This window comes from Mucilaginibacter sp. P19 (assembly GCF_050632265.1).
Taxonomy (GTDB): Bacteria; Bacteroidota; Bacteroidia; order Sphingobacteriales; family Sphingobacteriaceae; genus Mucilaginibacter; species Mucilaginibacter gossypii.
In genome coordinates this window covers 6,041,911-6,064,946 of sequence record NZ_CP192586.1, presented here as the reverse complement: position 1 = coordinate 6,064,946, position 23,036 = coordinate 6,041,911, and the positions used below count along the sequence as shown (strand labels likewise).

Here is a 23,036-nt window from a genome sequence, read left to right as displayed (position 1 = left end):
TTCTATTTTCTATCGCCGATAGCTGTTTGAACAGCAAATACCAGCTCCTGCCAGGTTTTATCTAATTGTTCAAGTACCGCCCGGCCTTCGTCCGAGAGCACATAGTACTTTCGGGGCGGCCCGGAAATTGACTCTACCCAGTTATAGGTGAGCAGTCCGTTATTTTTTAAACGGGTTAAAAGAGGATACAGAGTACCCTCAACTACAAGCAGTTGGGCTTTCTTAAGTTCAGCAATTATGTCTGATGCATATGTTTCGCCCTTAGCTATGATGGAGAGGATGCAATACTCCAGTATGCCTTTCCTCATTTGGGTTTGGGTGTTTTCGACGATCATAATACAAAGATATATGTTTTAGATTGTATTATGCAATACATAGTACTATAATTATTATTCTTTTAGCTGAAACTTGGTTTTTTGAAAAAAATGACGTTTTAAAAGAAATTACTTGACTTTTTGATAACGTAACATTACTTTTATGATTAATTAACTATTAACTGATCTTATTATTAACGAAATGAAAAAACTTCTACTCGTAAGTTTGTGCTTACTTGTGTTGTCTATGACGCAAGTATTCGCGCAAAACCGTACAGTTACTGGTACGGTTACGGCCAAAGACGACGGCCTACCCATTCCGGGAGTAACAGTAAAGATTAAGGGTACAACCATAGGTACCCAAACCAGTGCAGCCGGTAAATTCTCTCTCAGCGTACCGGCAAATTCAACGCTCACATTTTCATTCGTTGGTTACACGTCACTTGACAAGACGGTTGGAACTTCATCAATTGTTAATGCAGTTCTTGAACCCTCAGCTAAACAGCTGGGAGAGGTAGTTGTAACTGGTGCTTTGGGCATTAAAAAGGCGGCAAGAGAAACCGGTTACTCATCAACTAAAATTGGTGGTAAAGAACTTACCCAATCAAACGTTATTAACGTTGCTAACGGTTTAACTGCAAAAGTTGCCGGTTTGGCGGTATCAACCATTGATAACAGTATCGACCCTCAGGTGAGGATTACCTTACGTGGTAACAGGTCGGCCCTGGGTAACAACACCGCGCTTATCGTTGTTGATGGTGTGCCAATCCCGGGCGGATCATTATCATCAATCAACCCGAACGACATCGCCGACATTAACATCCTTAAAGGTGCCGGTGCAGCCGCGCTTTATGGTTCGGAGGCAGCAAACGGTGCGATGATCATCACTACTAAAAGAGGTACGGATGCCAAGCCTGTAATTACTTACAGCAATTCGTTCCAGCTTCAGGACGTTGGTTATTTCCCTAAACTACAAAACCAATACGGTATCTACGGGGGTGAAGGCGCTCCTTATGTTGATCCTATCACCGGTTTCTCGCTGTACACTCCTTATGAAAACCAGCAATATGGTCCGCTGTATGACGGTCACATGGTGCAGGTTGGTTACCCTGCAGGCGGTCCTAATGGTCCGGTATTGATGGTTCCATACTCTGCTCAGAAAAAAATCCTATCAAAGCTTTCTTCAACACAGGTATTGTTGAACAAAACAACATTAGCTTCTCTCAGGGCGATTCCAAAAGCTCATTTTATTTTTCTGCTCAGAACGCTTACCAAAAAGGTGTAGTGCCAAGCGATAAAAACAACCGTACGTCGGTGAGTGTGCGTGGCGCTAAAAGTTACGGAAACTTCAAAGCCGATTTCTCGGTTGAATACACCCGTACAGATATCAGCACTTACGGTACAGGCTACAATGGCTCGCTGTTGTTCACCAACCTTATCCAGTGGCCATCATTCCTGAATATTAAAGATTTCAGGGATTCAAACAATGGTACCTTCTCAAATCCAAGCGATTTTTATGATGCTTACGCCATCAACCCATACTGGATCACTGACAATTCAAGGATCAACAAACAAAGGGATGTGTTCTTGTCAAACTTAACCTTGTCATACACCGTGAACAAATGGGTTGATCTGAACTACAGGGTTTCACATAACTTTGGTATCGACCAGGAGAAATACACCCGCCGCGAGGTAAACTTTACGCCTTACAGCATCAGCGATCCGCTGGGTGCAGGTAGTGTACAAAGTACCTTTACTACAGGTAAAGCCCCGGGCCAGGTAAATGATTACTACCAATACGGTGACGGTACCGCCAATGGCGATGGCTATGCGAGGTTACAAGGAGATGCGATAGTGACTATCCATCATAAATTTTTCAATAACGACCTTGGTGTTAACTTACTTTTAGGTAATACCATTACTCAAAAATACCGTAAAGCGATGAGCACAGGTAGCAATAACCTGTTGATCAAAGACTTTTATAATATTAACACAATCGGTGGCATTGCCTCTGCTTCAGAGGGTGAGCAAAAAATTCGCCAGGTTGCATATTATGCGGCTTTAAACTTAAGCTACAAAAATTACCTGTTCCTTGAAGGTACAGTAAGGAATGAGCGTGATTCTCGTTTAAGTACTGCAAACAGGTCGTTTTACTATCCATCAGGTAAAGTGTCGTTCATCCCCACTGATGCCCTCGACTTCCTGAAAAATAACAAAGTTTTAAGCTACTTAAAATTATACGGCGAGGTTAGCCGCGTGGGTAACATCTCAATTGATCCTTACAACTTAACTGATACCTACAGCGTTACCTCTGGTTTCCCTTATGGTTCGTTAGGTGCTTTAACTGCAGGTTCAATTCACTATAACTACGGTTTGAAACCAGAGTCGATCAATGAGATTGAGTTTGGTGCTGAGGCTTCATTCTTTGACGGCCGCGTTAGTGCAAAAGCCACATATTACAAACAAAATAGTAAAAATCAAACCCTTAAAGTTAGTACCTCTGCGGCTACAGGTTATCAGCAAGTATTATTGAATGCTGGTGAAATTGAGTCAAAGGGTGGTGAATTTGAATTAACCGCCGATGTGTTAACCAAAGCTAAAAACAAAGTTGGTTTACGTTTAGGTGGTAACTTATCAATTAACGATTCGAAAGTTATATCGTTATTGCCAGGTATCAACTCGTTACAAATTAATAACAACGTTTTTGCAGTGGTGGGGCAGCCTTTCCCGGTTTACAAAGGTTCAGATCTGTTGCGTGATCCTCAGGGCCGTGTAATTGTAAGCGGTACTACCGGTTTGCCATCGGTTGATCCTACTCAAAGAAACTTTGGCCGTACAACGCCTAAATACATCCTTGGTGTTAATGCCCAGGTTAGTTACGATATCGTAACCTTATCGGGTGTTGGTGAGTTCCGCGGCGGTTACATCATCTACAACGGTGTTGGTTCAACCTTAAACTTTGGCGGTTCATCACAAATTTCAACCGAAGCAGGCCGTTCACGTTTTGTGTATCCTAATTCGGTTATCCAAACTTCGCCGGGTGTTTACACTCCAAATACCAATGTCACTGTTGCCGATGGTAACTATGGTTTCTGGCAAAGTTCTGCTTATAACACCGCAAACGGCCCAAGGGTATCGAGCGCTGCATTCTGGAAAATCCGTGAAATCGCACTTAATTTTGACTTAACTAAATTTATCCGTACAACAGGATTCATCAAAGGTTTAAGCTTTGCATTAACCGGTCGTAACCTGGCGTTATGGACTCCGAAAAGCAACCCTTGGGGCGATCCTGAGTTCAGTAACTCTGTTGGTAACGATGTTGGTACAAACAGTGCTTCGCAAACGCCTGCAACCCGTGTTTACGGTGCTGATCTTCACGTAACGTTTTAATTAGTTTAAAAAATAAAGAGATGAAAAAATATTTTTATATAATGGTAGGTCTGGTTACCATCGGTTTATCCGGTTGTAAGAAAGACTTCTTAGAACTTTCGGTGAACCCGAATACGCCGTCGGTCACCACTCCGCAATTTACGTTGGCCGGTGCACTTAAAGTAGCGTCGGATATCGTTAACATCAATTACCCTCACTACGGCGTTTGGGCAGGTCAGTTATCACCAAGCGGTAACTACGTGCCGAGCCCGCAATTGCAGCAATACCAGTTCACTACGGATAACTATCAGGTATTTGCCCCGCTATATGCAAACTTAACCAACTTTAACACGCTGGAAACTATTTCTGCTGATGCTTCATTTGCAAAATTCAGGGCGATTGCTAAAATCATGAAAGCGTATGATTTTGAACAGCTGGTTGATAATTATAACAATGTTCCTTACACAGAGGCATTTAACTCGTCAAAAACGTTGTTTCCCAAATATGATAAAGGTGCTGATATTTATGCCGACCTGATTAAACAAATCGATGCAGCTATCGCATTAATTGACGGTAACGCTTCAGCTACCAACCCTGATATTTCAGATATCGTATTTAAGGGCGATATGGCTAAATGGAAATTGTTTGCCAACACTTTAAAATTACGTTTGGCTGTTCGCGGTAAACTAACTGCTACATTACCAGCTTCGGGTGATGCTAACTATCTTAACGCAAGTGTGAAAGCCGCTACTCAACCTGGTTATGCCAATAGCGACGCGGTAGGTGGTCAGCAAAGCCCTTTCTGGAGAAGTTTTGGTTTTGATCAAAACGGTAACCCAACCGGTAACAACGCGTACTACCGTGCTAATGCATACGAATTAGGTATCTTAACAGCCACTAATGATACATTAAGGGCCAGGGCGTTTTATGCTGCAATAGCCAATGATCCAAAGAAAATCAAACGTGTTGGTATCATATTTGGCGATGATTCTGCTGTTCCGAATGCGGGTACAAGCGCCATCGGCCCGGGCTTGTTGAAATCAGCTACACAGGATGGTATCATGATGTCATCGGCCGAGTCATACTTTCTTCAGGCTGAAGCTGTATTGAATGGAACTATTACAGGTAACGCGCAAACTCTGTACGAAAGCGGTATAACAGCATCGTTTGTTGCTTTGGGCCTTAGTGCGGATGATGCCAAAACTTACTACAATCAGCCAATTGCTAATGTAAGCTGGGCCGCGAGCACTAATAAACTTCAGGCTATCATTACTCAAAAATGGATTTCATTAACCGGTTACGGAAGCCTTGAAGCTTATAACGAGATCAGGAGAACAGGCTACCCTGCTGTACCAAGATCAATTGATTCAAAAGCAATTGGTACAGGTTTACCAACCAGGGTGTTTTATCCAACTTCTGAGTATCAGCAAAACGCCGATAACGTAGGTAAAGAAGGAACCATTGACCCATTCAAATCAAAGATTTTCTGGGCTAAATAATTTAAAACGAGATAGATATGAAAAATTTTATATATTCGAAGCTAACGGGCCTTATCCTGTTGGCGGGTGTAACATTACTTAGCTCGTGCCTTAAAGATGACAGGTACGTAGACTTTGGGGCATCAAAACCTATTGCCGAATTACCGATAAGCGGTTTGACAAATTTTAGTAAAGATGCGTTCACCGAAGCGGGCGATACTATTGTTAGGCAGTTTGCAGTTAATATTGCATCGCCGTCAATTCCGACAACTGATACGAAAGTAACTTTGGCAGTTGATAACTCGGTTATTGCAGCTTACGCGAAAATTGATAACAGCGTTTCTTATGTAGCTATGCCTGCAAACGCTTTTGTGTTTACCGATGTCTCTGTAACTATAGCAAAAGGTACCCGCACAAAAATTGTTTCGGTTACTATTTATAAAAATAAGTTAGATCCGTCTTTAAGTTACATGCTTCCAATTGTAATAAAAGATGCTTCAGGAACTACTATCAGCGGTAACTTCGGTATCCATTATTATCACGTAATTGGTAACCACTTTGCCGGCGTTTATAAATGGGATTATTTACGTTACAATAACAGTTCAGGCACAGGAACTCCAACAACTGATTCCAAAGGACAGTCGGCCACTTTGTCTCCGGTTACTCCAACTCAATTTGAAGTTGCTTCCGGATACCTGGGATTACGCTATGAAGTTACATTTACGCAGAATGCGGGTACTTATTCTAACTTCGCAGTAGCGATAAATGCTGATGACGCAGCTGCTTTGGCTGATGGAACTTTGGCCGGAGCAAAAATATCGATCAGTTCGCCTGCCGAAATAGTATCTGTTGATCCTATAGCTCAGAAATTTATTTTCAAGTTTAAGGTTCATAATAATGATAACGGATCGGATAGGTCGCTTCAGGATACTTACTATAAATAAAATTATTTAATGGGATTAATAAACAGGTCGCCAATCGGCGACCTGTTTTGCTTTAATAGCTATCGGCTTTTACTTTTGCTTTCAATATGAGGTTGCAAAAACTATGCATCCAAATTTGCTTGCTTTTTGAGGCGAAAGTGATGTCAAATGTTGATAGAGATTTCGGGGTATCTTAATATTAAATTAATGTAATTATTTTTTATCAACGCTATATTTCCCTGGCCCAATAAATATTAAACCGGCAAACGTAACAGCATCTTCAATGGCATGAGCGGCATCGCCCAGCCCGCCTCCGGTGCCCAGGTGCATTAAGGCGGCTACTATCATGTTTACAAATAATAGGATACAAACCGGCCGGAAAGCCAACCCGATGATCAGCAGAAAGCCTCCAAAACATTCTGTAACTGCTGCAAGTAATCCCCAAACCACCGGCCAAAAATGAATGCCCATATATTTCATAGATGCTCCAAGATGTTTCCAGCTTTCTGTGCCGCCCATCAATTTAGGGTAGCCATGATAAATAAACATGATGCCAAGCCCAATCCGGATAATCAGGAGCCCAAAGTTTTTATAATTGCCTAAATTGCCTAAAAGTGCCATTTAAAGATATTTTGTTGATGTGAGGGCTTAAGGTAATAAAAATGTTGGAAGGCATTAAAATAAGAGATTAATTCCCCTCTTGAGCGGGAACTTTGGAATAACGATGGAGCTTCAATGTTCACAGCGCTGCTAAACATAGTCCCTCCCGCTGACTTCTATGCGAGAGCACGCGATTATGCGCTTTTTCTTACTTAAGTTGATGGCCACCCGGCTCCAGTTTACCGACGATTTATGTAACCCTGTATATTTATTAAATAGTTGATTTTCAATAATTTGTGTTCTTATAATCGAAATTGTGTTAACCCTGTTAACCCCCCTGCAACCCCAAGTTAACAGCTCTGTCATCTCAAGAAAAGAACCACGCTTGCTTACCTTTTTTATTGGGGCTCATAGCCAGTACTCCCCAATCTACCATATTCAAACTATTGTGCTTATATTACTATCTCCAAACAACCCGTATGAAAGCAAGCCTTATTTTATCCTTATGTATTTTTTCATTGCAGGCATTGGCACAAAAAATGAGGTGCGCCAGCAGGTAAATGCTAAAGCCGATGCCCTGCAGGAACAGGTAATAACCTGGCGCCGGGATTTTCATGAACATCCCGAACTGGGCAACCATGAGGTACGCACGTCGGCCATTATCGCCAAACATCTACAATTGTTAGGTATCGAGGTAACAACCGGCATAGCGACCACTGGTGTGGTTGGGGTATTGAAAGGCGGGCATCCGGGCCCGGTTGTGGCTCTGAGGGCGGATATGGACGGGTTGCCGGTTATTGAGCGTACACCTGTGCCATTTGCATCTAAAGTAAAAACTACTTATAACGCACAGGAGGTTGGCGTGATGCATGCCTGCGGGCACGATTCGCACATGGCCATACTGATGGCGGTTGCGCAGGTGCTATCGTCAATGAAAGCAGATTTACACGGCACCGTAAAATTCATTTTTCAACCTGCCGAAGAGGGCGTTGAACCCGGTCAAAAAGGCGGGGCCGAGCAAATGGTAAAAGAGGGCGTGCTGGAAAACCCCAAAGTGGATGTGGTTTTCGGGCTGCACATTAATTCGCAAACGGAGGTTGGCAAAATAACCTACCGGCCGGGTGGTACCATGGCAGGGGTTAATGACATGCAGATCATCGTAAAGGGGCGGTCGGCCCACGGAGCTTATCCATGGTCGAGCGTTGATCCGATTGTAACATCAGCACAGATCATCAATAACCTACAAACTATAGTAAGCCGCAATATCAATGTAACCGAAAACCCGGCGGTGGTAACTATTGGCGCCATAAAGGGAGGTAACCGCTCAAACATCATCCCCGAATCGGTTGAAATGCTGGGTACCCTCCGCTCCTTCACCCCTGCTGATGAAAAAATGCTGGTTACCAGGGTAACCGAAATTGCCACCAAAACAGCCGAAGCCCAGGGAGCAACAGCTACCGTAAAAATACCCTACAGCAACCACTATCCCGTAACTTATAACGATCCTGAGCTCACTCAAAAAATGCTGCCAAGCCTGCAGCAAACTGCCGGCGCTGCTAACGTACTATTACGCCCGCCGGTAACCGGTGCCGAAGATTTTAGCTTTTACCAGGAAAAGGTGCCGGGCTTGTTCATATTTTTGGGCGGTATGCCAAAGGGAGGCGATCCGCTGAAAGCACCATCGCACCATACACCCGATTTTTATATTGATGAAAGCGGCTTTAGTTTAGGTGTAAAAGCCTTGTGTAATATGACCATTGATTACATGAACAACAAGAAATAAGTTACTCAGTACCCTATAGCTCTTTTTAATTTAGCTGAAACAATAGCGATCAAAAAGTATTTTTACAGCGGCTTATTCGTATATTGAACGGCTTTAATAGCATAGTGTGAAATTGTTAAGATCATGAAAAAGCATTTACTACCCCTTTTATGCCTGTGCATGTTTATGAGCAGTTTGCCTGGTATTGCAGCTTCGGCAAAAATGATGCTGCCTGCCGATACGGTAGCTAAATTAAAGCCCGAGGTACGCCAGGTTGTTGAAACGGTAATAAAAGCTTCCGGCACTTTCAGTATCGAAGCAGTATCTGATCTTTACGCTCCTAATGCCGTAGTAGCCGATGAACAGCCCCCTTTTTCGTGGAACGGGCAACTGGCCGGTGTACAGTGGATAAATTCGGTACAAAAAGCAGTTAAGGATTTTAAGATCAGAGATTTTAAAGTCGATTTGCAGCGTATCAAAACTTTTCAGCAAACCGACGAAATAGTTTACCTCATAGCTCCTGTTGAATATACCGGCCTTGTGAATGGCGAACATTTTGAAGAACAGGGGGCCTTTTCGTTCGTATTAAGGATAGTGAGCGGTAAATGGCTCATTAAAAGCCAGGCCTGGGTACCGCGCAACGGCATGTAAAACACCAGTCTGTATCATAAGCCGGCCTACTTTTGCAATCTGAATTTAAAATTAAGATTGACAAACTTCCCTTTACAAAAGGCCTTGGTTTTATTTATAACTTAGCTTTTATGAACGCTATCCTACATATATTAAATGGCGATGCCGCGTTAGATGGTTTTGATCAAACTGGGCTCGACGGCGATGTTATGGTTTGGCGCGAGGTGTTTTCTGAAGGCCCTTTACAGGAAAATATCCTTTCAGGAAGTTTCTGGAGTGAGCGCCGCGATTGGATTGGGAGAACATTCGATGCCCCGGCAAATGAATATCAGCATAAAGTGATAGATGAGCTTGGCAAACTAAACAGCCGGTATACCGAGATTAACCTGTGGTTTGAATTTGATTTGCATTGCCAGGTAAACCTGCTGGGTGTATTGGAAATGCTTTCGCTGAAAACCGATATGTCGGCCCCGGCCATTTACCTCATTTGCCTGGCAGATTGTGTTCAGTTTGATAATAAGAAAGGCTTGGGTGAATTAACCGGCGAACAATTTGAAGAATTGTATGATGCCCGCGAACGCCTGAACGAATGGGAGCTTGGCCTGGCCGCCGATGCCTGGAGGCTATATGTTAATAATGACCTCGCCGGGTTAGAAAAATGGCTTAATGAAAATACCTTTTGGGGCGGCATTCCGCTGCTTAAGCCTGCACTACAGGCACACCTGAAACGGATGCAAACCAATGCGGATGGGTTGAGCTATATCGAACAAAAACTACTGGATATTTATAATAACGGCGCTAAAACCAAGACGGCCATTTACCACGCCTTTTGGAAAAATGAAAGTATTTTTGGCATGGGCGATAGCGAGATCGATATCTATCTCAATAAACTGAAGGAAAAAGAGTTGATAGAGTTATAAATTGTGTCATTTCCTGACTGAGCAGAGAGGGGCTGAACATTGGGGCGAAAGCGAGATCTTATACGCCCGGCTTAAACGCATTGCATATCCGCTTGTTTATAGTGCATAAGAGCTCTCACCCGCCTCGTTTCGAAATGACAACGGGATATTAAAGTATTACGGAACCGTGACGGCTATCGTTGGCGACCTTTCACTCTCATTCTTCATCCTATCTAATGCTGTGACTACATAAAGATAAGTTTTACCCTTAATAACAGTATTATCGTCATACCCCGGCGTGGGATCATATTTGATTTTGAGAATGTTTTTAGGATTGTCGATGTCTATCTTTTCACCATCGTTAAAGCGGTAGATCACATAGCCATAAACCGGCTCTTCGTCTTTAGCTAAAGTTGGAGTAAGCCACCTTACTGCTACACTTCTACCTACGGCTTTGGCCGTAACCTGTTGAGGAGTGTTAGGTGGTATCGAATCGCGCCATAGCATTACCGGCGGCAGCGCAGGATATTGGTAATAATTGTCGCGGAGTGAGTCGGTAAAGCCAAGCGGGTTGCTGGTGAGCGAATTGGAGCTAAAGTAAACACTGCCTTGCACCCTTGGATTGTTGCGAATAAGTTCTATTTGCTGAGGTAGCTGAGCCGGGTTTCTGAAAGCCTGAACCTTGCGCTCGTTAATGCGGTAAGCCGCCTGGCCTACATACAAATGCCTGCCATAAGTATTGTCGCCCCACCAGTCGAGCAGCTTTTGAAAATCGGCGGCACGGTTGCCTATCTGCCAGTAAAGCTGCGGATTGATATAATCTATCCAGCCTTCTTTTACCCACTTGCGGGTATCGGCATAGTTTTCATAATATGAGGAACCGCCATTGGTTTCGGAACCTTCCTCATTTTGCGCTTTATTAGCCCAGATGCCAAAAGGACTTACGCCAAATTTGATGTTAGGATCATGCGCATGAACGCTATCGGCAATCATATGTATCAGCAGGTCCACATTGTGGCGGCGCCAGTCTTTAATATTATCGTAACCTTCGCCGTACTTTCTAAATGTTTCCTCGTCGTTTATTTTTTGACCGGCAATTGGATAGGGATAAAAATAATCGTCCATGTGTACGCCGTCTATGTCGTAATTATCTACAACATCCAGTATTACCTGTACAATATAATCGCGCACTTCGGGCAGGCCGGGGTTAAAAGTTTTAATACCGCCATAGGTAAAGAACCATTCAGGCTTTATTTTGGTAATATGCTGCGGACTAAGCGCTGCAAAGTTGCCGTCAAAAGTAGCGCGGTAAGGGTTAAACCAGGCGTGCAGTTCCATGCCGCGTTTATGTGCTTCGGTGATGGCAAATTCAAGCGGGTCATAGTTGGGGCTTGGGGCCTGGCCCTGTCTACCGGTTAAATATTTCGACCAAGGCTCACGGCTTTTGGCATAAAATGCATCGGCAGCGGGCCGCACCTGCAGCATAACCGCATTGATCCCGGTTTCCTGGTGCGAGTTTAGTATATCGATAAGCTCTTGTTTCTGCTTTTCTGAAGGGGATTTGGAGTTTGTTGGCCAGTCGATGTTAACCACGGTGGCTATCCATACCCCCTGAATTCGCGTTTGGGCTGCATTTTTACATCAACCGGTGCCGGTACAAGATCGGCAGGTTGCGCATTGACTGTTAAACTTGTAAACAGGATTATAATCAGGAGTATGAACCGTTGGTATATATGCATCAAATAGAATTAAATTGAAAGTTGCAAAGATATAAACTCATAACGTAGCAGGTTTATTATGAAGTATAAAAATTGAAGCCTTATTGTGTTTTAAACATTTTGTAGTTATTTTAGCTCAACGCCTAAAACAATTGATGTAATAATTTTTTAAAAAATCATATTTTTAGTGTTTTAACGTTCAATATGTTAACCATTAAGGATAAATGCATCTGTATATACTTGCAGGAAAGCGCTTTACATCAATTAACAGTTGATATTTCGTTAAAAACTAAACACTATAGCTAAGCTTTTGTTATACCACTTGCTTAACTATGCTAAAACTTAACATTTAATTGCTATGGAAAACCAATCTGGGCAACAACAACCTAAGAAAAACTCAAACGTCATTTATTTTCTTATTGTAGTAGTACTTGCTTTATTGGGTACCGATGTGTATCTGTACCTGCAAAAAAACAACTCCGATAAAAAAATAGTTTATCAGCATGATGAGCAAACAAGGCTGCAAACCGAGCTCGACAGTCTTGAATCGCAGGTTGAACAGGTCACTGCAGGCAAAGCCAAAATGACAGCGGCACTAACCGCCAAAAACGATTCGTTAAAATCTACCATTAAAGTCTTGAGGGCTAAACTGGCCAAAGGTAAACTTACCGCACAGGAACTTGCCAAAGTACAGGAGGATGTAAAACAACTCCGTTATTTTGTAACCAAGTATACTGCCGACATTGATGAGCTCAAAAAACAGAACACATCGCTCACCACCGAAAGGGATACTTTAAAAACCAATTTGGCAACGGTTGCCAAAAAGGTGGATACGCTATCCAAACAAAATGAGGATCTTGGTGCTAAGGTGAAAGTAGCCCAGGCGCTCAAGCTTGCAACTTCGGATGTGGTTGCCTATAAAATAAAAGGCAGCGGAAAAGAGGTTGACGTAACCCGTGCAAACCCAGCCAAAAAACTGAAGATCAACTTCACTGTGGCCAGCAATACTTTGGCTACAAAAACTATGCATGATATTTATGTACGCGTGATTGACCCAACCGGAAACCTGATCACGGCACCTGATTCAGGAACTTTCAGCGCCGATGGCCAGGACCTGCAATACACCTACAAAACATCCATTGATTTTAAGGATGATGGCACACAATACACCATCGACTGGATAAACCCAACCCTGCCATTCCAGAAAGGCACTTATACCATTATGCTTTATGCTGATGGTGGTACTATGGGTAAAACAGGTGTAACGCTTAAATAATTATCGGCACTAATTTTTCGATTTAGGTCGGATTTCACGAATTACAAGAAGAGGCCCGGTTTGCGTAGCAAACCGGGCCTCTTCTTGTGTTTGATATTCCAAAAGGACATTATTACAATAAAGATGGAATTATGCATTACTCCAATTCGTGTAATTTGATTTAATTCGAAAAGTTAGTCATCATTAAATTTTCATCAGCGCCGGGCTTATCCTTAAATACACCTCAAATCCAATTGGTGTGCTGTCATAAATGATGTTGGGCAAAAGCCTCAACCAATATCACATACACGATGGTGAACGAAAGCAGGGTTAAAGATTAAAAAAGTTGTACTCCAGCCTGATGAGGTACATATTTTTAGTATTCCGTTGCATATCATTATAGACAGGCGTACGGTACGAGAAATCAAGCCGGCAGGTACTGTTAAAGATCAGTTGCAAAGCGGGTGCAACATCCAGATAACTTTCGCTATGCCCTGGGTTGATTTTGCCCAGCAGTTCACAATACAAGTTTAAATTTACCTGCTTGTAGTCGCGATAATTACGTGGCAAAAGCAAATAGCCGCCAGATAAGGTATAAGCCGCGGCATTACGTACTCTATTGGTTGAAATTTCATAGTTCCCGCTGTTATTAAAAGCCCGCAAATAGCTTGCCGAACCTGAAAGCGCCAGCTTATGCAGCAACTGGGTGAAAACTACACCGCCCTGTGCACCGCTGTTATCACCTTCTAAAGTGATCTCCCGGTTCACTATAGGATTGTTAATACTTGATAGCTTGGCAAAAAATGCGCCCCTGAAATGCTTTTGAACGGTATCGATAGATAGGAACCGATACTTAGCGTACACGCTGCCACCTTCAAAGTGCTGGCTTGAATTATAATAATCAGACATGTAAACCGAGCCATGCACCATCAAATGCCGGCTAACGCCATACATGGCTTCAATAGTACTGCGGTTTTTGTACGATGGCTTAAAATATCCCTGGTTTTCCACGCGAATGCCCAATGAGCCGGTTGCCATATTGCTGGCAGGTTCTGTATTTACATACAGTTCCTGCGCCGATACAGGGCGTGCCATTGCCATAAGGCAAACAGCCAATAATATCCTCTTCATAAAAAATGATGTTAAATGAAGAACTTAGATAGCTAAATGATAAACGCGGCCGCTTGCAGGGGCGGTATCCGTAACCTGGCCAAGGTATTTTTTTGATACCGATTTGGGTGCGAAACCATTGTCAACCACGGTAAAGCTCACATCGCCGGTGAATGATTTATCGGCAGCGTTAAGCAGGCGATAAGTATCGCCCCCGTAGTTAAATGCATTCTCGGCAACTTTGGTATTGGCAAAATTATAAGTGGCTTTTAAACTGTTAACCGAAAATCCAGAACCCTGAACCTTTTTGCTGATCTGCTCAAAATTTACCGGAACGTCATTTTTAAAGGTAATGAGGTAAGTGTTACGGATCAGATCAGTTTTGATTTCGCCAATAAACGGCAGTGTGCGTAATGCTTTTTCGGTTGATTTGGCGCATAGTGCGCAGGTAAGGCCGCTAACCTGGAGTTCGGCTTTGGTAAATTGGGCTTTAGCTGCTGTTACAGAAAGCGCAAATATGATGATGAATATTTTTAAAGTTTTCATGTTGATCGTATAATTAATTGTTAGAGAATAAACTATTGATAAGGTTTACCGGGTTTAACAATTAACAGATCAAATGCGGAAGATACAGTTGCGGATAAATGTGGCGATGCCCTGAACCGATGGATCGGGAGGGCTGCGGTCATAAAATTTGTCGGAAGAGGAAGATGGTAAGGCCGGAAATAAGCTATCGAACGACCAGCTTGGCAGTTCAAAGCCAAACATCTTTGCTAAAAAGGAAGTTGATTCGCCCTGGTGAGCGTCTTTTACTTTTACTTCAACCTGTTTATCCTTGCAGCATTTCATTTTGCCGCCTTTTTGGTCCATTTTGCAGTTAACCGCCGGGGCATCAATTTTTACAGATGCTACATAGTCGCCGCAAATATGGAAATTAAGAGCAAAGCCCAATACCGTAACTGTGTACAGCATAGTGAGTAATATCGCTCCTGATCTTTTTACCATACTGCAAAAGTAGGTGATTAACTTGTTGATTACAAAATGTTTTTATCAGTTGGGATAACACATTGTTTAACAAATGTGCAAATAGTGATTTTGGCATATACCAAAAAGCCCCGGCTTTGCGCCGGGGACTTTCTCTTTAAACTATTAACTGATCTTATTATTACGCTGTATTACTGGGCAGCCTGTTTTGCCTGCTCCTTCATTTTTTCGTTTGCCACAATGGTGATCTCAACCCTGCGGTTTTGTGCGCGGCCATCGGCAGTGGTATTATCGGCAATTGGTTCACTTTCGCCCTTGCCGGTCACTGTCATACGTGATGAGGCTACGTTACCCGCAACTAAATATGATTTTACAGCATCCGCCCTTTTTACTGAAAGTGTTTGATTATAACTGTCAGATCCGGTATTATCGGTATGGCCGATGATGGTAATGTTAGTTTCAGGGTTTTTCTGTAATGAGGCAGCCAGGTTTTGCAGGTTAGTTTCCGCAGCAGGTTTCAAATCTGATTTATTGGTGTCAAATAAAATACCTGAATCAAATTTAACCAAAATGCCTTCACCTTCGCGGGTTACTGTGGCGCCCGGCACTGTTTGTTTAATTTCGGCAGCTTGTCTGTCCATATTACGGCCGATAAAAGCACCTGCGGTACCACCTACAGCACCACCTATAATAGCACCTAATGCGGTATTACCGGCAGCTTTACCAATAAAAGCACCTACTGTACCACCGGCACCCGCGCCAATAGCAGCACCTTTTTGTGTTTTTGTAAGTGAATTACATCCTGAGCCTAATATGCCTGCTGTAGCTAATGCTATACCAAGGGTGGCTACTTTTAATTTAAGCGTTCTCATCGTACTTGTATAATTATGTTATACCGTACTTTTTACAAAGCAGATGCCAAAAAAACCTGATGGCAGTATTATAGACTGCTTCCTTTAAAAGAACACCCTCCATCAATCATAGCAACATTTTTTTAATGATAAGTAAAGTTAATTTCAGTGGAGTAAAGAATGCAGGATTATTGATTTTTACAACACTGCCCGATTTTTAGTACAAAGCAGTAGTAAAATTTTTGCTACAGTACAATTTGGCATGCTTTTTTGAAGTTTAGGAAATTACTATCAACGTGGCCGGGAAAATAAGTTTGAAGGTGCTCCCTTTATCTTTTTCAGAAATTACATTGATTTCAATATCATGAAAGGCCGCTATTGATTTTACAATAGGCAGGCCCAATCCAAAGCTGTCTTGTTTTAATGACTGTCTGAATTTTTTAAAGCGGTTAAAGATCAGTGGGATGGCGGCTTCATCTATACCGACGCCAGTATCAGCTATACTGATCATAAATTTATCATTTACAGCAATACCTGTTACCTTAATGCTGCCGCCCTCATGATTGTATTTAATGGCATTGTTAATAAGATTAAAAAACAGGTTAAAGAGTAAAAATTTATTGACGTTGACAAAATGCCAGTTGTCAGGCATCAACATTTCATAGCTGATGTTTTTATCCTGCAGGCGAATGGAGATCTCGTCATAAACCTCCTGTAATAGTTCGGATACCGATATCTTGTCTTCTTTTAAAAACTGTTCGTTCTCTATCTGCGAAATGAGCAGCAGCGTTTTCGTAATGCTCTTCAACCGGTTCAGGATCTTTTGCATTTCCAATAACTTGCCTTTAAGCTCATCATTGATATCCTCCTCCTCAAACATATTCTCGATTTTTGACTGAAGAATAGAGATAGGTGTCATAAGCTCATGCGATGCGTTGGAAATAAACTCCCGCTCTTTATGAAATTTATCCGCAATGGTTTCAATCATGTTATGGATACTGATATCCAGGTGCTGAAAATCTGATGTGGTAGTACGTACCTGCCGGTAGGTATGAAAATTAGGGAATTTTTGCCCTACAAGCTTGGTTTTAATAATAAGCCGTAAAGGCTTAAGTACATAGGTTGAATATACCTGGTCGGCTAATACGGTCAACAAAATCATTCCCAGCAATACCTGGAAAGCTATGTTTTGCAGCGGGACGCTGGTTTCATCCAAAGTATCTACACTTTTGCCAATTTCCAGCAGGTAATTTTTGTTCTTAACCTTAAAGGTGTGGCTTAGTATGCGATACTCTAATGTATCCCCTTCACTAAAAAGGCGCTTGCCTCTTTTTATAGTATCCAGGAAGTAATCGGGATCAACTTCGTCCAGGCTGATATATTCTTCCTTAAGCGGGAGGTAGCTGCCGTAGCCTTCGCCGTTTTCGATGTAGGTTTCAATGCCCTTGCTTTTTACAATTTGCAGCAGCTTGTTTTTTTGTTTGATAAGCTTGCTGTCGACATAATTACGGCTGATATTTTTGATCAATACAGGAACAAGCAATACAAATAGTATCACGATAACCAGCTTGGAGATGGCGTTAAAAAGGGTAAGTTTTGTTCCTAATTTCAAATACTCAGACGTTGATCTTTATTTTATAACCCAAACCACGTACCGTTTCCAGCCAGTCGGGCGGGGCATAGGCATTTAATTTTTTACGGATATTTTTAATATGCGCGTCAATATAATTGCTGTCATAGTCATTATTCACCACGCTGCCCCAAATATGCTCGCTCAGCTGCATGCGGGTAAGCGTACGGTTTTTATGTAAAATTAAATAGGCTATGAGGTCAAATTCTTTTTTGGTAATGGTATTAACAACGCTGTTATAATAGGATATAGTACGTGCGGTAAGGTCGATCAGGAAACCACCCAGTTCAACAATGTTATTTTTAACACCAAACTTACGCCTGATGATTGCCTGCATACGGCTTTGCAGCTCAAGCAACGAAAAAGGCTTAGGCAGATAATCGTCGGCGCCAAGGTCGAGGCCTTTGATCCGGTCGTTGATCTCTGCGCGGGCGGTGAGTATAATACATGCCGCCTCCGAATTAGTTTTTTTGATTCCCTGAGCAGATCAAGGCCGTCATAATCGGGCAGGCCCAGGTCTATCAATATAAAATCATACAGGTTTGTGGCAATTTTTTCGGATGCCGAAGCGCCGTCAAAACAAACCTCGCAGATATAGTTATAGTTTGAAAGAAAAATTTCCAGTTCGTGGGCAAGTGCTGTCTCGTCTTCTATTATTAAAACATTCATGTATTATGACTAATAAAAAACGTAGTAAAAAGTTAAATTATAAAATGATTCGCGCCGGTTAAGCAATACTCCTTCTACGTTAACCGGGATAGAATATTTGTACGAAAATTCAAACGTATAATGCGGCCGGTTATAAGCCACCGGGATTTTGAAGCTGTAATTAAGCATGTTGAACCGGCGGTTACGGCTCGCATAACGCGGGTCATATTGTATAGAAATATTGGCGGCCTCATCCCTGAAATGATGATCAAGTGAATAGCGCTGAACAAAATTCTGCGTGCCCAGGATGAAATTAAAGGAAGGGTTAAAGGAAAGAAAATCCTGGTCGTCAAAAATGCTCCAGCTGCTTTCCCAGTATTTTGAATTGCTTATCGTTAAAAAAATGTCGTTCGATTTGCCGAAAAGATAATCAAGCACGGCACTTGTTTTCAGGTAATGCCAATCGTATGAGTTTTTAAAATTGATATCATTTGAGGAGGCCGACTTGATAACCTGTGCTGCATCCCTGGCAAAAAAGAACCGCGTATAACTTGCTGAGCCGGAAAATGCTTTTGAAAACTTGTAAAAATATCCCCCGCCCAAATCAACCTCATCAACAGGGGCATACCCCAAAACTTTAAAGGCCGAGCCATATAAAAAGATACCCGACTTGGTATTATAAATCAGATCGGCAGTAACAAAAGGATATTTTACCGGGCCGGTACGACCAAAAAACAGCACGTCGCTGCCATAACTTACCCCGGCCGAAATTGACCGCTTACGAATAATAGTATCAGAATCGGCTACTAAAGGGCGCTTACCGGCAAAAATGCGCAAATCAGTATCCGCACCAAATACGGTACCGCTTGCAGCCATAAAAAAAGTAAGCAAAGGTATTTCATCAATATGGTAAATTGTTTAACCGGTTTAACTGCCATTTCTCCTCGGTATTTCGGGCGGGCGCTCCATGCCTTCGGGGCGGCGCTGCCTTTTTGGTTTGGGCTTAGGCGGTACGGCATCTTCGTCAACGGTAGCCGGCTTAGCCTGCCGCTTTGCTTTGGCTATTTCTTTGATTTTTTCTTTTCATCCTCCAGTTGCTTTTTGGTTTTAGTCGTAGTATCAGCCGCTAATAAAGTATACGACAACGCACCCGGTTTTTTGTTACCGGCATGAGCAAGTGCATCAATGTTTTTTGTAAGGGCATTGGCAAATGATATACGTGTTGCAAATATCAATAACAGGACAATATACGCAAACCACTTTATCATTGAGGGGAAGAAAAGGTAAAAATAAGGCTCAAATAAAGGACAATTTAAATGTTTACACCAAAATGAGAAAGGTACAACAAATAACAATTCATTTGCAGGAGCACTTGTAAAAATGCCGATGCAAATGAATTATACCAGATCACAATTATGACGAAAGGTTTATGAGTGTACTTTAATGTTTGAAAGTCAGAGAGCAATATCTTTTGACGGATAAACCCGGTTTTGATCATCAATAATAACGCAGGCCACCTGGTTAAGCTGATTGATCATGTATAAGCCGGCGTTAACACCTATGGTGAGTATTGGTGTGGCCAAAGCGTCGGCAAATTCGGCGGTAGGGCTAAGGATGCTTACGCTTGTAATACCGCTAACCGGAAAACCTTTTTTAGGGTTAAATACGTTGGTGAATTTTTTATTGCTGATACTTGCATATTTTTCGGCGTTAACCGATGTAGCAAAAGCAAGATTACTGATCTCCAAATCAGCAAAGGGTTGGTTTAGCTGGCTAATGTCGGCATCGGCAACAGTCCAGGGCTGCAGGTTTGGCTGTAAGCCCCATGCAAGAAGGTCACCGCCAAAATTGATCACGCCGCTGCTCACACCGTTCATTTGCAATACATATTTAGCCCGATCGGCAGCGTAACCTTTGCCGTTTGCGCCAAAGCCGATGCGCATACCTTTTTCTTTCAGAAAAACAGTTTGTTTTACAGCATCAAGCACTATGTTTTTGTAGCTGGCCAGTGGAAGCGTACGTTTGGCGGTTTTTACCGAAGCGTTTTCGGCTGTGGTTTCGTTAAATGCGTTATCAGCCAGGTAGGTAATATCAAAAGCGCCGTAAGTAAGTTCTGATATTTGCAGTGCCCTGTTAATGAGCCTGAATGTTTCACCATCGGCTTTAACCGGGGCAATACCGGCATTACGGTTTATGTGGTTGATGCTGCTGTCATCGCTAAAAGCCGAAAGCAGTTTTTCAACTCTGTTAATTTCATCAATGGCAATGTCAATTTGCTCATCGGCCAGCAGGGGGTTATTGCCCACTACACTAATCTCAAATTTATCGCCCATTAAACGTATGTTGCGTTTGTAGACTGTTAAATTATCGGTTAAAGTTTTTATAGCCAGCATAATAATAATCTTTTAAGTATCTAAAAATGAACACACAATGCACCGTAAATTACCTTACGCGAGTTTGATCAATTACGCTACATCACTCCTTTACAAAAACTAAAGTAGCGGCGCTTTATGAAATTGAGATGAAAAAGGCTTTTTAATTAATATAATTAACTGGTTTTGACATTTTTTAACACTTAAATGATAAAAAGAGTTAAAGCGGGCAGAAGCGCTAACTTAAGAGGGCAGTGTTGAAGCAACATCGAAATAAAATATCTTTTTTCCTCTGCTTTTATAAATTTTCAGCAGGATATGGTGTTGAATATCCTGAAAGTAATATAGTCCATATAAAACCTGATTATGTCCATTTATCAGCTTGTTTTATTATCGAAAATTACGGACCAATTATCAATCAAAGAAAAGTTTATGAGAAAGAATCAAATCCTTTCAGCGATAGCTGTGACGCTGGCTTGCGCTGTTTTGTCCTGTCGTAAAAATGCTGTCCCTCCTGCACAGCAACGCGTGAATCAGCCAGTTATAAATTCCGTTCAAAGCGGGGGAAGCATAACTGTAGGAATAGGAAGCCCCCTCCAGAAGATTGACCTTATAGGGGCGGGCTGCTATTTTTATAGTGGGCACCTGGTAAACGGGATAACTAATTTTACTGATGCAAGCAACTGGCTTTGGCATGACCTTAATGTAAATGTTTTTAAAATTGTACTTAGAGCTGATGGAGTGGAGGATGTGAATGATAATACAGACCCGAATAACACCGATTTTTCTAAATTTAATTTTATCGGCAATTCTAACCTGGTTGACCAGATAACAGCGTTAAAAAAAGCGCAGCTTATAAATCCGGCTATTAAAGTTTGGGCCATTGTATTATCTCCGCCTAAATATTTGAAAACTAACAATAGCGTTAATAATGGAGGAACGCTTAATGCAGGTGTAACAAATGCTTATAGCGAATTCGGCGAATTTTTGTATGCTCATATTAAAAATCTAAAAGACAATGGAATAACAGTTAATTATTTGAGCTTAATGAATGAGCCCGATTACCCGTCTTCGGGTATAGCATACGAATCGGCGGAGTTTACTACAGCGCAAGCCCAAAGTGTATATACAAGCACTGCCGGATGGCTTAAAACTAAATTACAGTCATTGAGTATCTCTGTACCTGTTTTTGCATCTCCGGATTGTATTGATGTAACCCATACCGGATCATATGTTTCGGGGCTTAATGCCTCGGGGAACGTAAGTCTTTTCACCACTCATCAATATTTAAATAGTTCGGCTGCTAACTTTTCATCAGCCTCTTCATCAGCGGGTGCAAAGGGCCTGTATATGACGGAGTGGCACGCTGGCTTTGGTATGGGGACTACACCGGATGAATTAACGGCTGCCCTTGACCTTGTTAATAAATTTCATGATGCCTTTAGGGGCGGAGCCAAAGGCTGGCTGTATTTTGAATGGGGTAATCCTGAAACTAATTTTGGCGGGCTGCTGTATACTCCCTGGGGAGCACCGGCGGTACGAAAGAAAAATTACTACGTTTTTCAACAATATACGGCTAACCTGCTTAACGAAAATTATATTCCGACAACCTTAACCGGCATAACGAACTTTGGAGCGGATAACGTAAGCGCTTTTACAACCTCAAACAAGGCCGATATTCATGTAGTTAACTGGAATACCGATCCCCAAAACAGGGTTAGGCTGTACTTTGGCGGCAATATAAGTACAATAAGGATTTACAGGACCAGTGCAACGGAAAATAACGCGTTGATTTGGAGCCAGGATAATGTGAATCAAAATTATTATGATGTTGATTATGCCGGAAAATCTTTCACTACAGTTAGGGTGACATGGTAATCGGGTCATGAATATTCCCTTTTAACGCTCGATAGTCCGTTTTTTGGTAATCAATTTGAGGTTTTCATAAAACAAACGCCTATAGCCCGGTAAAAACCAGGCTGTAGGCGTTTCAATAATTTGAGTAAAAATTTATTCCAGCGTTATTTGCCTCCTGATACTTTCTTCAAGCGAAATGAAGGTTTCGGTACGTTGAATGCCTCTTACACCCTGGATCTGCTCGTTCAAAACTTCACGCAGGTGAGTGGTATCATGACATACAATTTTAGCAAAAATGCTCCATTCGCCGGTAGTGTAATGCAACTCGACAATTTCTTTAATTGTTTTTAATTGCTTTACAGCTTCATTATACTGTGATCCTTTTTCGAGGTAAATACCCAGGAATGCAGTGATGTCATATCCTAACTTTTGCGGATCTACCTCAAGGCTGGCCCCTTTTATTACACCCATCTCCTCTAACTTTTTCATCCGCACGTGTATGGTTCCGCCAGAAACAATCAACTCTTTAGCTATCTCGGTGTATGGAGTGGTAGCATTTTTCATTAATATTGATAAAATCTGGATGTCAAGATTATCAATTTCTAAATTTTGAGCTTTTCTGTGGGACATAAATTT

The 23,036-nt window shown here is 42.1% G+C and carries 22 protein-coding genes and 1 pseudogene; 9 read left to right on the top strand and 14 right to left on the bottom strand.

Annotated elements, in window-relative coordinates; all coding sequences use genetic code 11:
* Nucleotides 1–2: 2 nt before the first annotated feature.
* Complete coding sequence (locus ACQ86K_RS29785) at nt 3–335, bottom strand: PadR family transcriptional regulator (RefSeq protein ID WP_090532189.1); 333 nt, start codon at nt 333–335, stop codon at nt 3–5.
* Nucleotides 336–561: 226 nt separating this feature from the next.
* Here ACQ86K_RS29785 and ACQ86K_RS29780 point away from each other — a divergent pair, with 226 nt between their 5' ends.
* Genes ACQ86K_RS29780 through ACQ86K_RS29765 form a run of 4 tightly spaced genes read left to right on the top strand, consistent with a single transcriptional unit; the run spans nt 562 to nt 6,105 of the window.
* On the top strand, nt 562–1,599 hold the full coding sequence (locus ACQ86K_RS29780) for a carboxypeptidase-like regulatory domain-containing protein (RefSeq protein ID WP_431199287.1): 1,038 nt from the start codon (nt 562–564) through the stop codon (nt 1,597–1,599).
* A complete protein-coding gene (locus ACQ86K_RS29775; RefSeq protein ID WP_431199286.1) occupies nt 1,599–3,704 on the top strand; it encodes a hypothetical protein in 2,106 nt (701 codons plus the stop codon). The genes ACQ86K_RS29780 and ACQ86K_RS29775 overlap by 1 nt, the downstream gene beginning before the upstream one ends.
* Nucleotides 3,705–3,724: 20 nt before the next feature.
* Nucleotides 3,725–5,182, top strand: a complete 1,458-nt coding sequence (locus ACQ86K_RS29770) for a SusD/RagB family nutrient-binding outer membrane lipoprotein (protein ID WP_091167231.1) — start codon at nt 3,725–3,727, stop codon at nt 5,180–5,182.
* Nucleotides 5,183–5,199: 17 nt separating this feature from the next.
* Nucleotides 5,200–6,105, top strand: coding sequence for a DUF1735 domain-containing protein (locus ACQ86K_RS29765; RefSeq protein WP_091167233.1), 906 nt, complete (start codon nt 5,200–5,202; stop codon nt 6,103–6,105).
* Between the two features lie 192 nt (nt 6,106–6,297).
* Here ACQ86K_RS29765 and ACQ86K_RS29760 read toward each other — a convergent pair whose 3' ends face one another.
* On the bottom strand, nt 6,298–6,705 hold the full coding sequence (locus ACQ86K_RS29760) for a DoxX family protein (protein WP_091167236.1): 408 nt from the start codon (nt 6,703–6,705) through the stop codon (nt 6,298–6,300).
* Between the two features lie 427 nt (nt 6,706–7,132).
* Between ACQ86K_RS29760 and ACQ86K_RS29755 the strand changes: the two genes are divergently transcribed.
* From ACQ86K_RS29755 to ACQ86K_RS29745, 3 genes are all read left to right on the top strand, one after another.
* Nucleotides 7,133–8,467: an amidohydrolase gene (locus ACQ86K_RS29755; RefSeq protein ID WP_431199285.1), complete on the top strand. Its 1,335-nt coding sequence runs from the start codon at nt 7,133–7,135 to the stop codon at nt 8,465–8,467.
* Nucleotides 8,468–8,590: 123 nt separating this feature from the next.
* The gene (locus tag ACQ86K_RS29750) at nt 8,591–9,097 is read left to right on the top strand and encodes a DUF4440 domain-containing protein (RefSeq protein ID WP_112656106.1); all 507 of its coding nucleotides are present in this window, start codon (nt 8,591–8,593) and stop codon (nt 9,095–9,097) included.
* A gap of 110 nt (nt 9,098–9,207) precedes the next feature.
* The gene (locus ACQ86K_RS29745) at nt 9,208–9,996 is read left to right on the top strand and encodes a DUF1835 domain-containing protein (protein WP_143020745.1); all 789 of its coding nucleotides are present in this window, start codon (nt 9,208–9,210) and stop codon (nt 9,994–9,996) included.
* 156 nt (nt 9,997–10,152) lie between these two features.
* Here ACQ86K_RS29745 and ACQ86K_RS29740 read toward each other — a convergent pair whose 3' ends face one another.
* On the bottom strand, nt 10,153–11,568 hold the full coding sequence (locus ACQ86K_RS29740; protein ID WP_431199284.1) for a glycoside hydrolase family 10 protein: 1,416 nt from the start codon (nt 11,566–11,568) through the stop codon (nt 10,153–10,155).
* 483 nt (nt 11,569–12,051) lie between these two features.
* Between ACQ86K_RS29740 and ACQ86K_RS29735 the strand changes: the two genes are divergently transcribed.
* Nucleotides 12,052–12,969, top strand: coding sequence for a hypothetical protein (locus ACQ86K_RS29735; protein ID WP_129567915.1), 918 nt, complete (start codon nt 12,052–12,054; stop codon nt 12,967–12,969).
* Nucleotides 12,970–13,278: 309 nt separating this feature from the next.
* On the opposite strand, the gene ACQ86K_RS29730 is transcribed toward ACQ86K_RS29735, so the two are convergent.
* From ACQ86K_RS29730 to ACQ86K_RS29685, 10 genes and pseudogenes are all read right to left on the bottom strand, one after another.
* Entirely contained in the window at nt 13,279–14,079 is an 801-nt protein-coding gene (locus tag ACQ86K_RS29730) for a hypothetical protein (RefSeq protein ID WP_129567916.1), read from the bottom strand.
* 24 nt (nt 14,080–14,103) lie between these two features.
* Nucleotides 14,104–14,604: a heavy-metal-associated domain-containing protein gene (locus ACQ86K_RS29725; RefSeq protein WP_112656116.1), complete on the bottom strand. Its 501-nt coding sequence runs from the start codon at nt 14,602–14,604 to the stop codon at nt 14,104–14,106.
* Between the two features lie 69 nt (nt 14,605–14,673).
* On the bottom strand, nt 14,674–15,063 hold the full coding sequence (locus ACQ86K_RS29720; RefSeq protein WP_091167255.1) for an HYC_CC_PP family protein: 390 nt from the start codon (nt 15,061–15,063) through the stop codon (nt 14,674–14,676).
* A gap of 170 nt (nt 15,064–15,233) precedes the next feature.
* Entirely contained in the window at nt 15,234–15,914 is a 681-nt protein-coding gene (locus ACQ86K_RS29715; protein WP_112656120.1) for an OmpA family protein, read from the bottom strand.
* Between the two features lie 256 nt (nt 15,915–16,170).
* Nucleotides 16,171–17,505, bottom strand: coding sequence for a sensor histidine kinase (locus ACQ86K_RS29710; RefSeq protein ID WP_431199283.1), 1,335 nt, complete (start codon nt 17,503–17,505; stop codon nt 16,171–16,173).
* A gap of 4 nt (nt 17,506–17,509) precedes the next feature.
* Nucleotides 17,510–17,860 carry a winged helix-turn-helix domain-containing protein gene (locus ACQ86K_RS29705; protein ID WP_431200962.1) on the bottom strand — a complete coding sequence of 117 codons (351 nt, stop codon included), beginning with the start codon at nt 17,858–17,860 and terminating at the stop codon, nt 17,510–17,512.
* Nucleotides 17,861–17,917: 57 nt separating this feature from the next.
* A pseudogene (locus ACQ86K_RS29700) lies at nt 17,918–18,192 on the bottom strand (response regulator transcription factor); the annotation flags it as partial.
* Nucleotides 18,193–18,201: 9 nt separating this feature from the next.
* The gene (locus tag ACQ86K_RS29695) at nt 18,202–19,062 is read right to left on the bottom strand and encodes a hypothetical protein (RefSeq protein WP_431199282.1); all 861 of its coding nucleotides are present in this window, start codon (nt 19,060–19,062) and stop codon (nt 18,202–18,204) included.
* Between the two features lie 170 nt (nt 19,063–19,232).
* Complete coding sequence (locus ACQ86K_RS29690; protein ID WP_431199281.1) at nt 19,233–19,439, bottom strand: hypothetical protein; 207 nt, start codon at nt 19,437–19,439, stop codon at nt 19,233–19,235.
* A 186-nt stretch (nt 19,440–19,625) separates the two neighbouring features.
* Nucleotides 19,626–20,564, bottom strand: coding sequence for an FAD:protein FMN transferase (locus ACQ86K_RS29685; protein ID WP_091167267.1), 939 nt, complete (start codon nt 20,562–20,564; stop codon nt 19,626–19,628).
* A 411-nt stretch (nt 20,565–20,975) separates the two neighbouring features.
* Here ACQ86K_RS29685 and ACQ86K_RS29680 point away from each other — a divergent pair, with 411 nt between their 5' ends.
* The gene (locus tag ACQ86K_RS29680; protein ID WP_431199280.1) at nt 20,976–22,421 is read left to right on the top strand and encodes a glycoside hydrolase; all 1,446 of its coding nucleotides are present in this window, start codon (nt 20,976–20,978) and stop codon (nt 22,419–22,421) included.
* A gap of 132 nt (nt 22,422–22,553) precedes the next feature.
* Here ACQ86K_RS29680 and ACQ86K_RS29675 read toward each other — a convergent pair whose 3' ends face one another.
* Nucleotides 22,554–23,030, bottom strand: a complete 477-nt coding sequence (locus ACQ86K_RS29675; protein ID WP_090532141.1) for an Lrp/AsnC ligand binding domain-containing protein — start codon at nt 23,028–23,030, stop codon at nt 22,554–22,556.
* Between the last annotated feature and the right edge of the window lie 6 nt (nt 23,031–23,036).

Excerpts from the sequence above, each read along its gene's own strand:
- ACQ86K_RS29785 (WP_090532189.1), bottom strand. The coding sequence starts at position 335 with ATGATCGTCGAAAACACCCAAACCCAAATGAGGAAAGGCATACTGGAG.
- ACQ86K_RS29765 (WP_091167233.1), top strand. The coding sequence starts at position 5,200 with ATGAAAAATTTTATATATTCGAAGCTAACGGGCCTTATCCTGTTGGCG.
- ACQ86K_RS29745 (WP_143020745.1), top strand. The coding sequence starts at position 9,208 with ATGAACGCTATCCTACATATATTAAATGGCGATGCCGCGTTAGATGGT.
- ACQ86K_RS29750 (WP_112656106.1), top strand. The coding sequence starts at position 8,591 with ATGAAAAAGCATTTACTACCCCTTTTATGCCTGTGCATGTTTATGAGC.
- ACQ86K_RS29725 (WP_112656116.1), bottom strand. The coding sequence starts at position 14,604 with ATGAAAACTTTAAAAATATTCATCATCATATTTGCGCTTTCTGTAACA.
- ACQ86K_RS29690 (WP_431199281.1), bottom strand. The coding sequence starts at position 19,439 with ATGATAAAGTGGTTTGCGTATATTGTCCTGTTATTGATATTTGCAACA.
- ACQ86K_RS29680 (WP_431199280.1), top strand. The coding sequence starts at position 20,976 with ATGAGAAAGAATCAAATCCTTTCAGCGATAGCTGTGACGCTGGCTTGC.
- ACQ86K_RS29730 (WP_129567916.1), bottom strand. The coding sequence starts at position 14,079 with ATGAAGAGGATATTATTGGCTGTTTGCCTTATGGCAATGGCACGCCCT.
- ACQ86K_RS29705 (WP_431200962.1), bottom strand. The coding sequence starts at position 17,860 with ATGCAGGCAATCATCAGGCGTAAGTTTGGTGTTAAAAATAACATTGTT.
- ACQ86K_RS29735 (WP_129567915.1), top strand. The coding sequence starts at position 12,052 with ATGGAAAACCAATCTGGGCAACAACAACCTAAGAAAAACTCAAACGTC.
- ACQ86K_RS29685 (WP_091167267.1), bottom strand. The coding sequence starts at position 20,564 with ATGCTGGCTATAAAAACTTTAACCGATAATTTAACAGTCTACAAACGC.
- ACQ86K_RS29780 (WP_431199287.1), top strand. The coding sequence starts at position 562 with ATGACGCAAGTATTCGCGCAAAACCGTACAGTTACTGGTACGGTTACG.
- ACQ86K_RS29675 (WP_090532141.1), bottom strand. The coding sequence starts at position 23,030 with ATGTCCCACAGAAAAGCTCAAAATTTAGAAATTGATAATCTTGACATC.
- ACQ86K_RS29760 (WP_091167236.1), bottom strand. The coding sequence starts at position 6,705 with ATGGCACTTTTAGGCAATTTAGGCAATTATAAAAACTTTGGGCTCCTG.
- ACQ86K_RS29715 (WP_112656120.1), bottom strand. The coding sequence starts at position 15,914 with ATGAGAACGCTTAAATTAAAAGTAGCCACCCTTGGTATAGCATTAGCT.
- ACQ86K_RS29770 (WP_091167231.1), top strand. The coding sequence starts at position 3,725 with ATGAAAAAATATTTTTATATAATGGTAGGTCTGGTTACCATCGGTTTA.
- ACQ86K_RS29720 (WP_091167255.1), bottom strand. The coding sequence starts at position 15,063 with ATGGTAAAAAGATCAGGAGCGATATTACTCACTATGCTGTACACAGTT.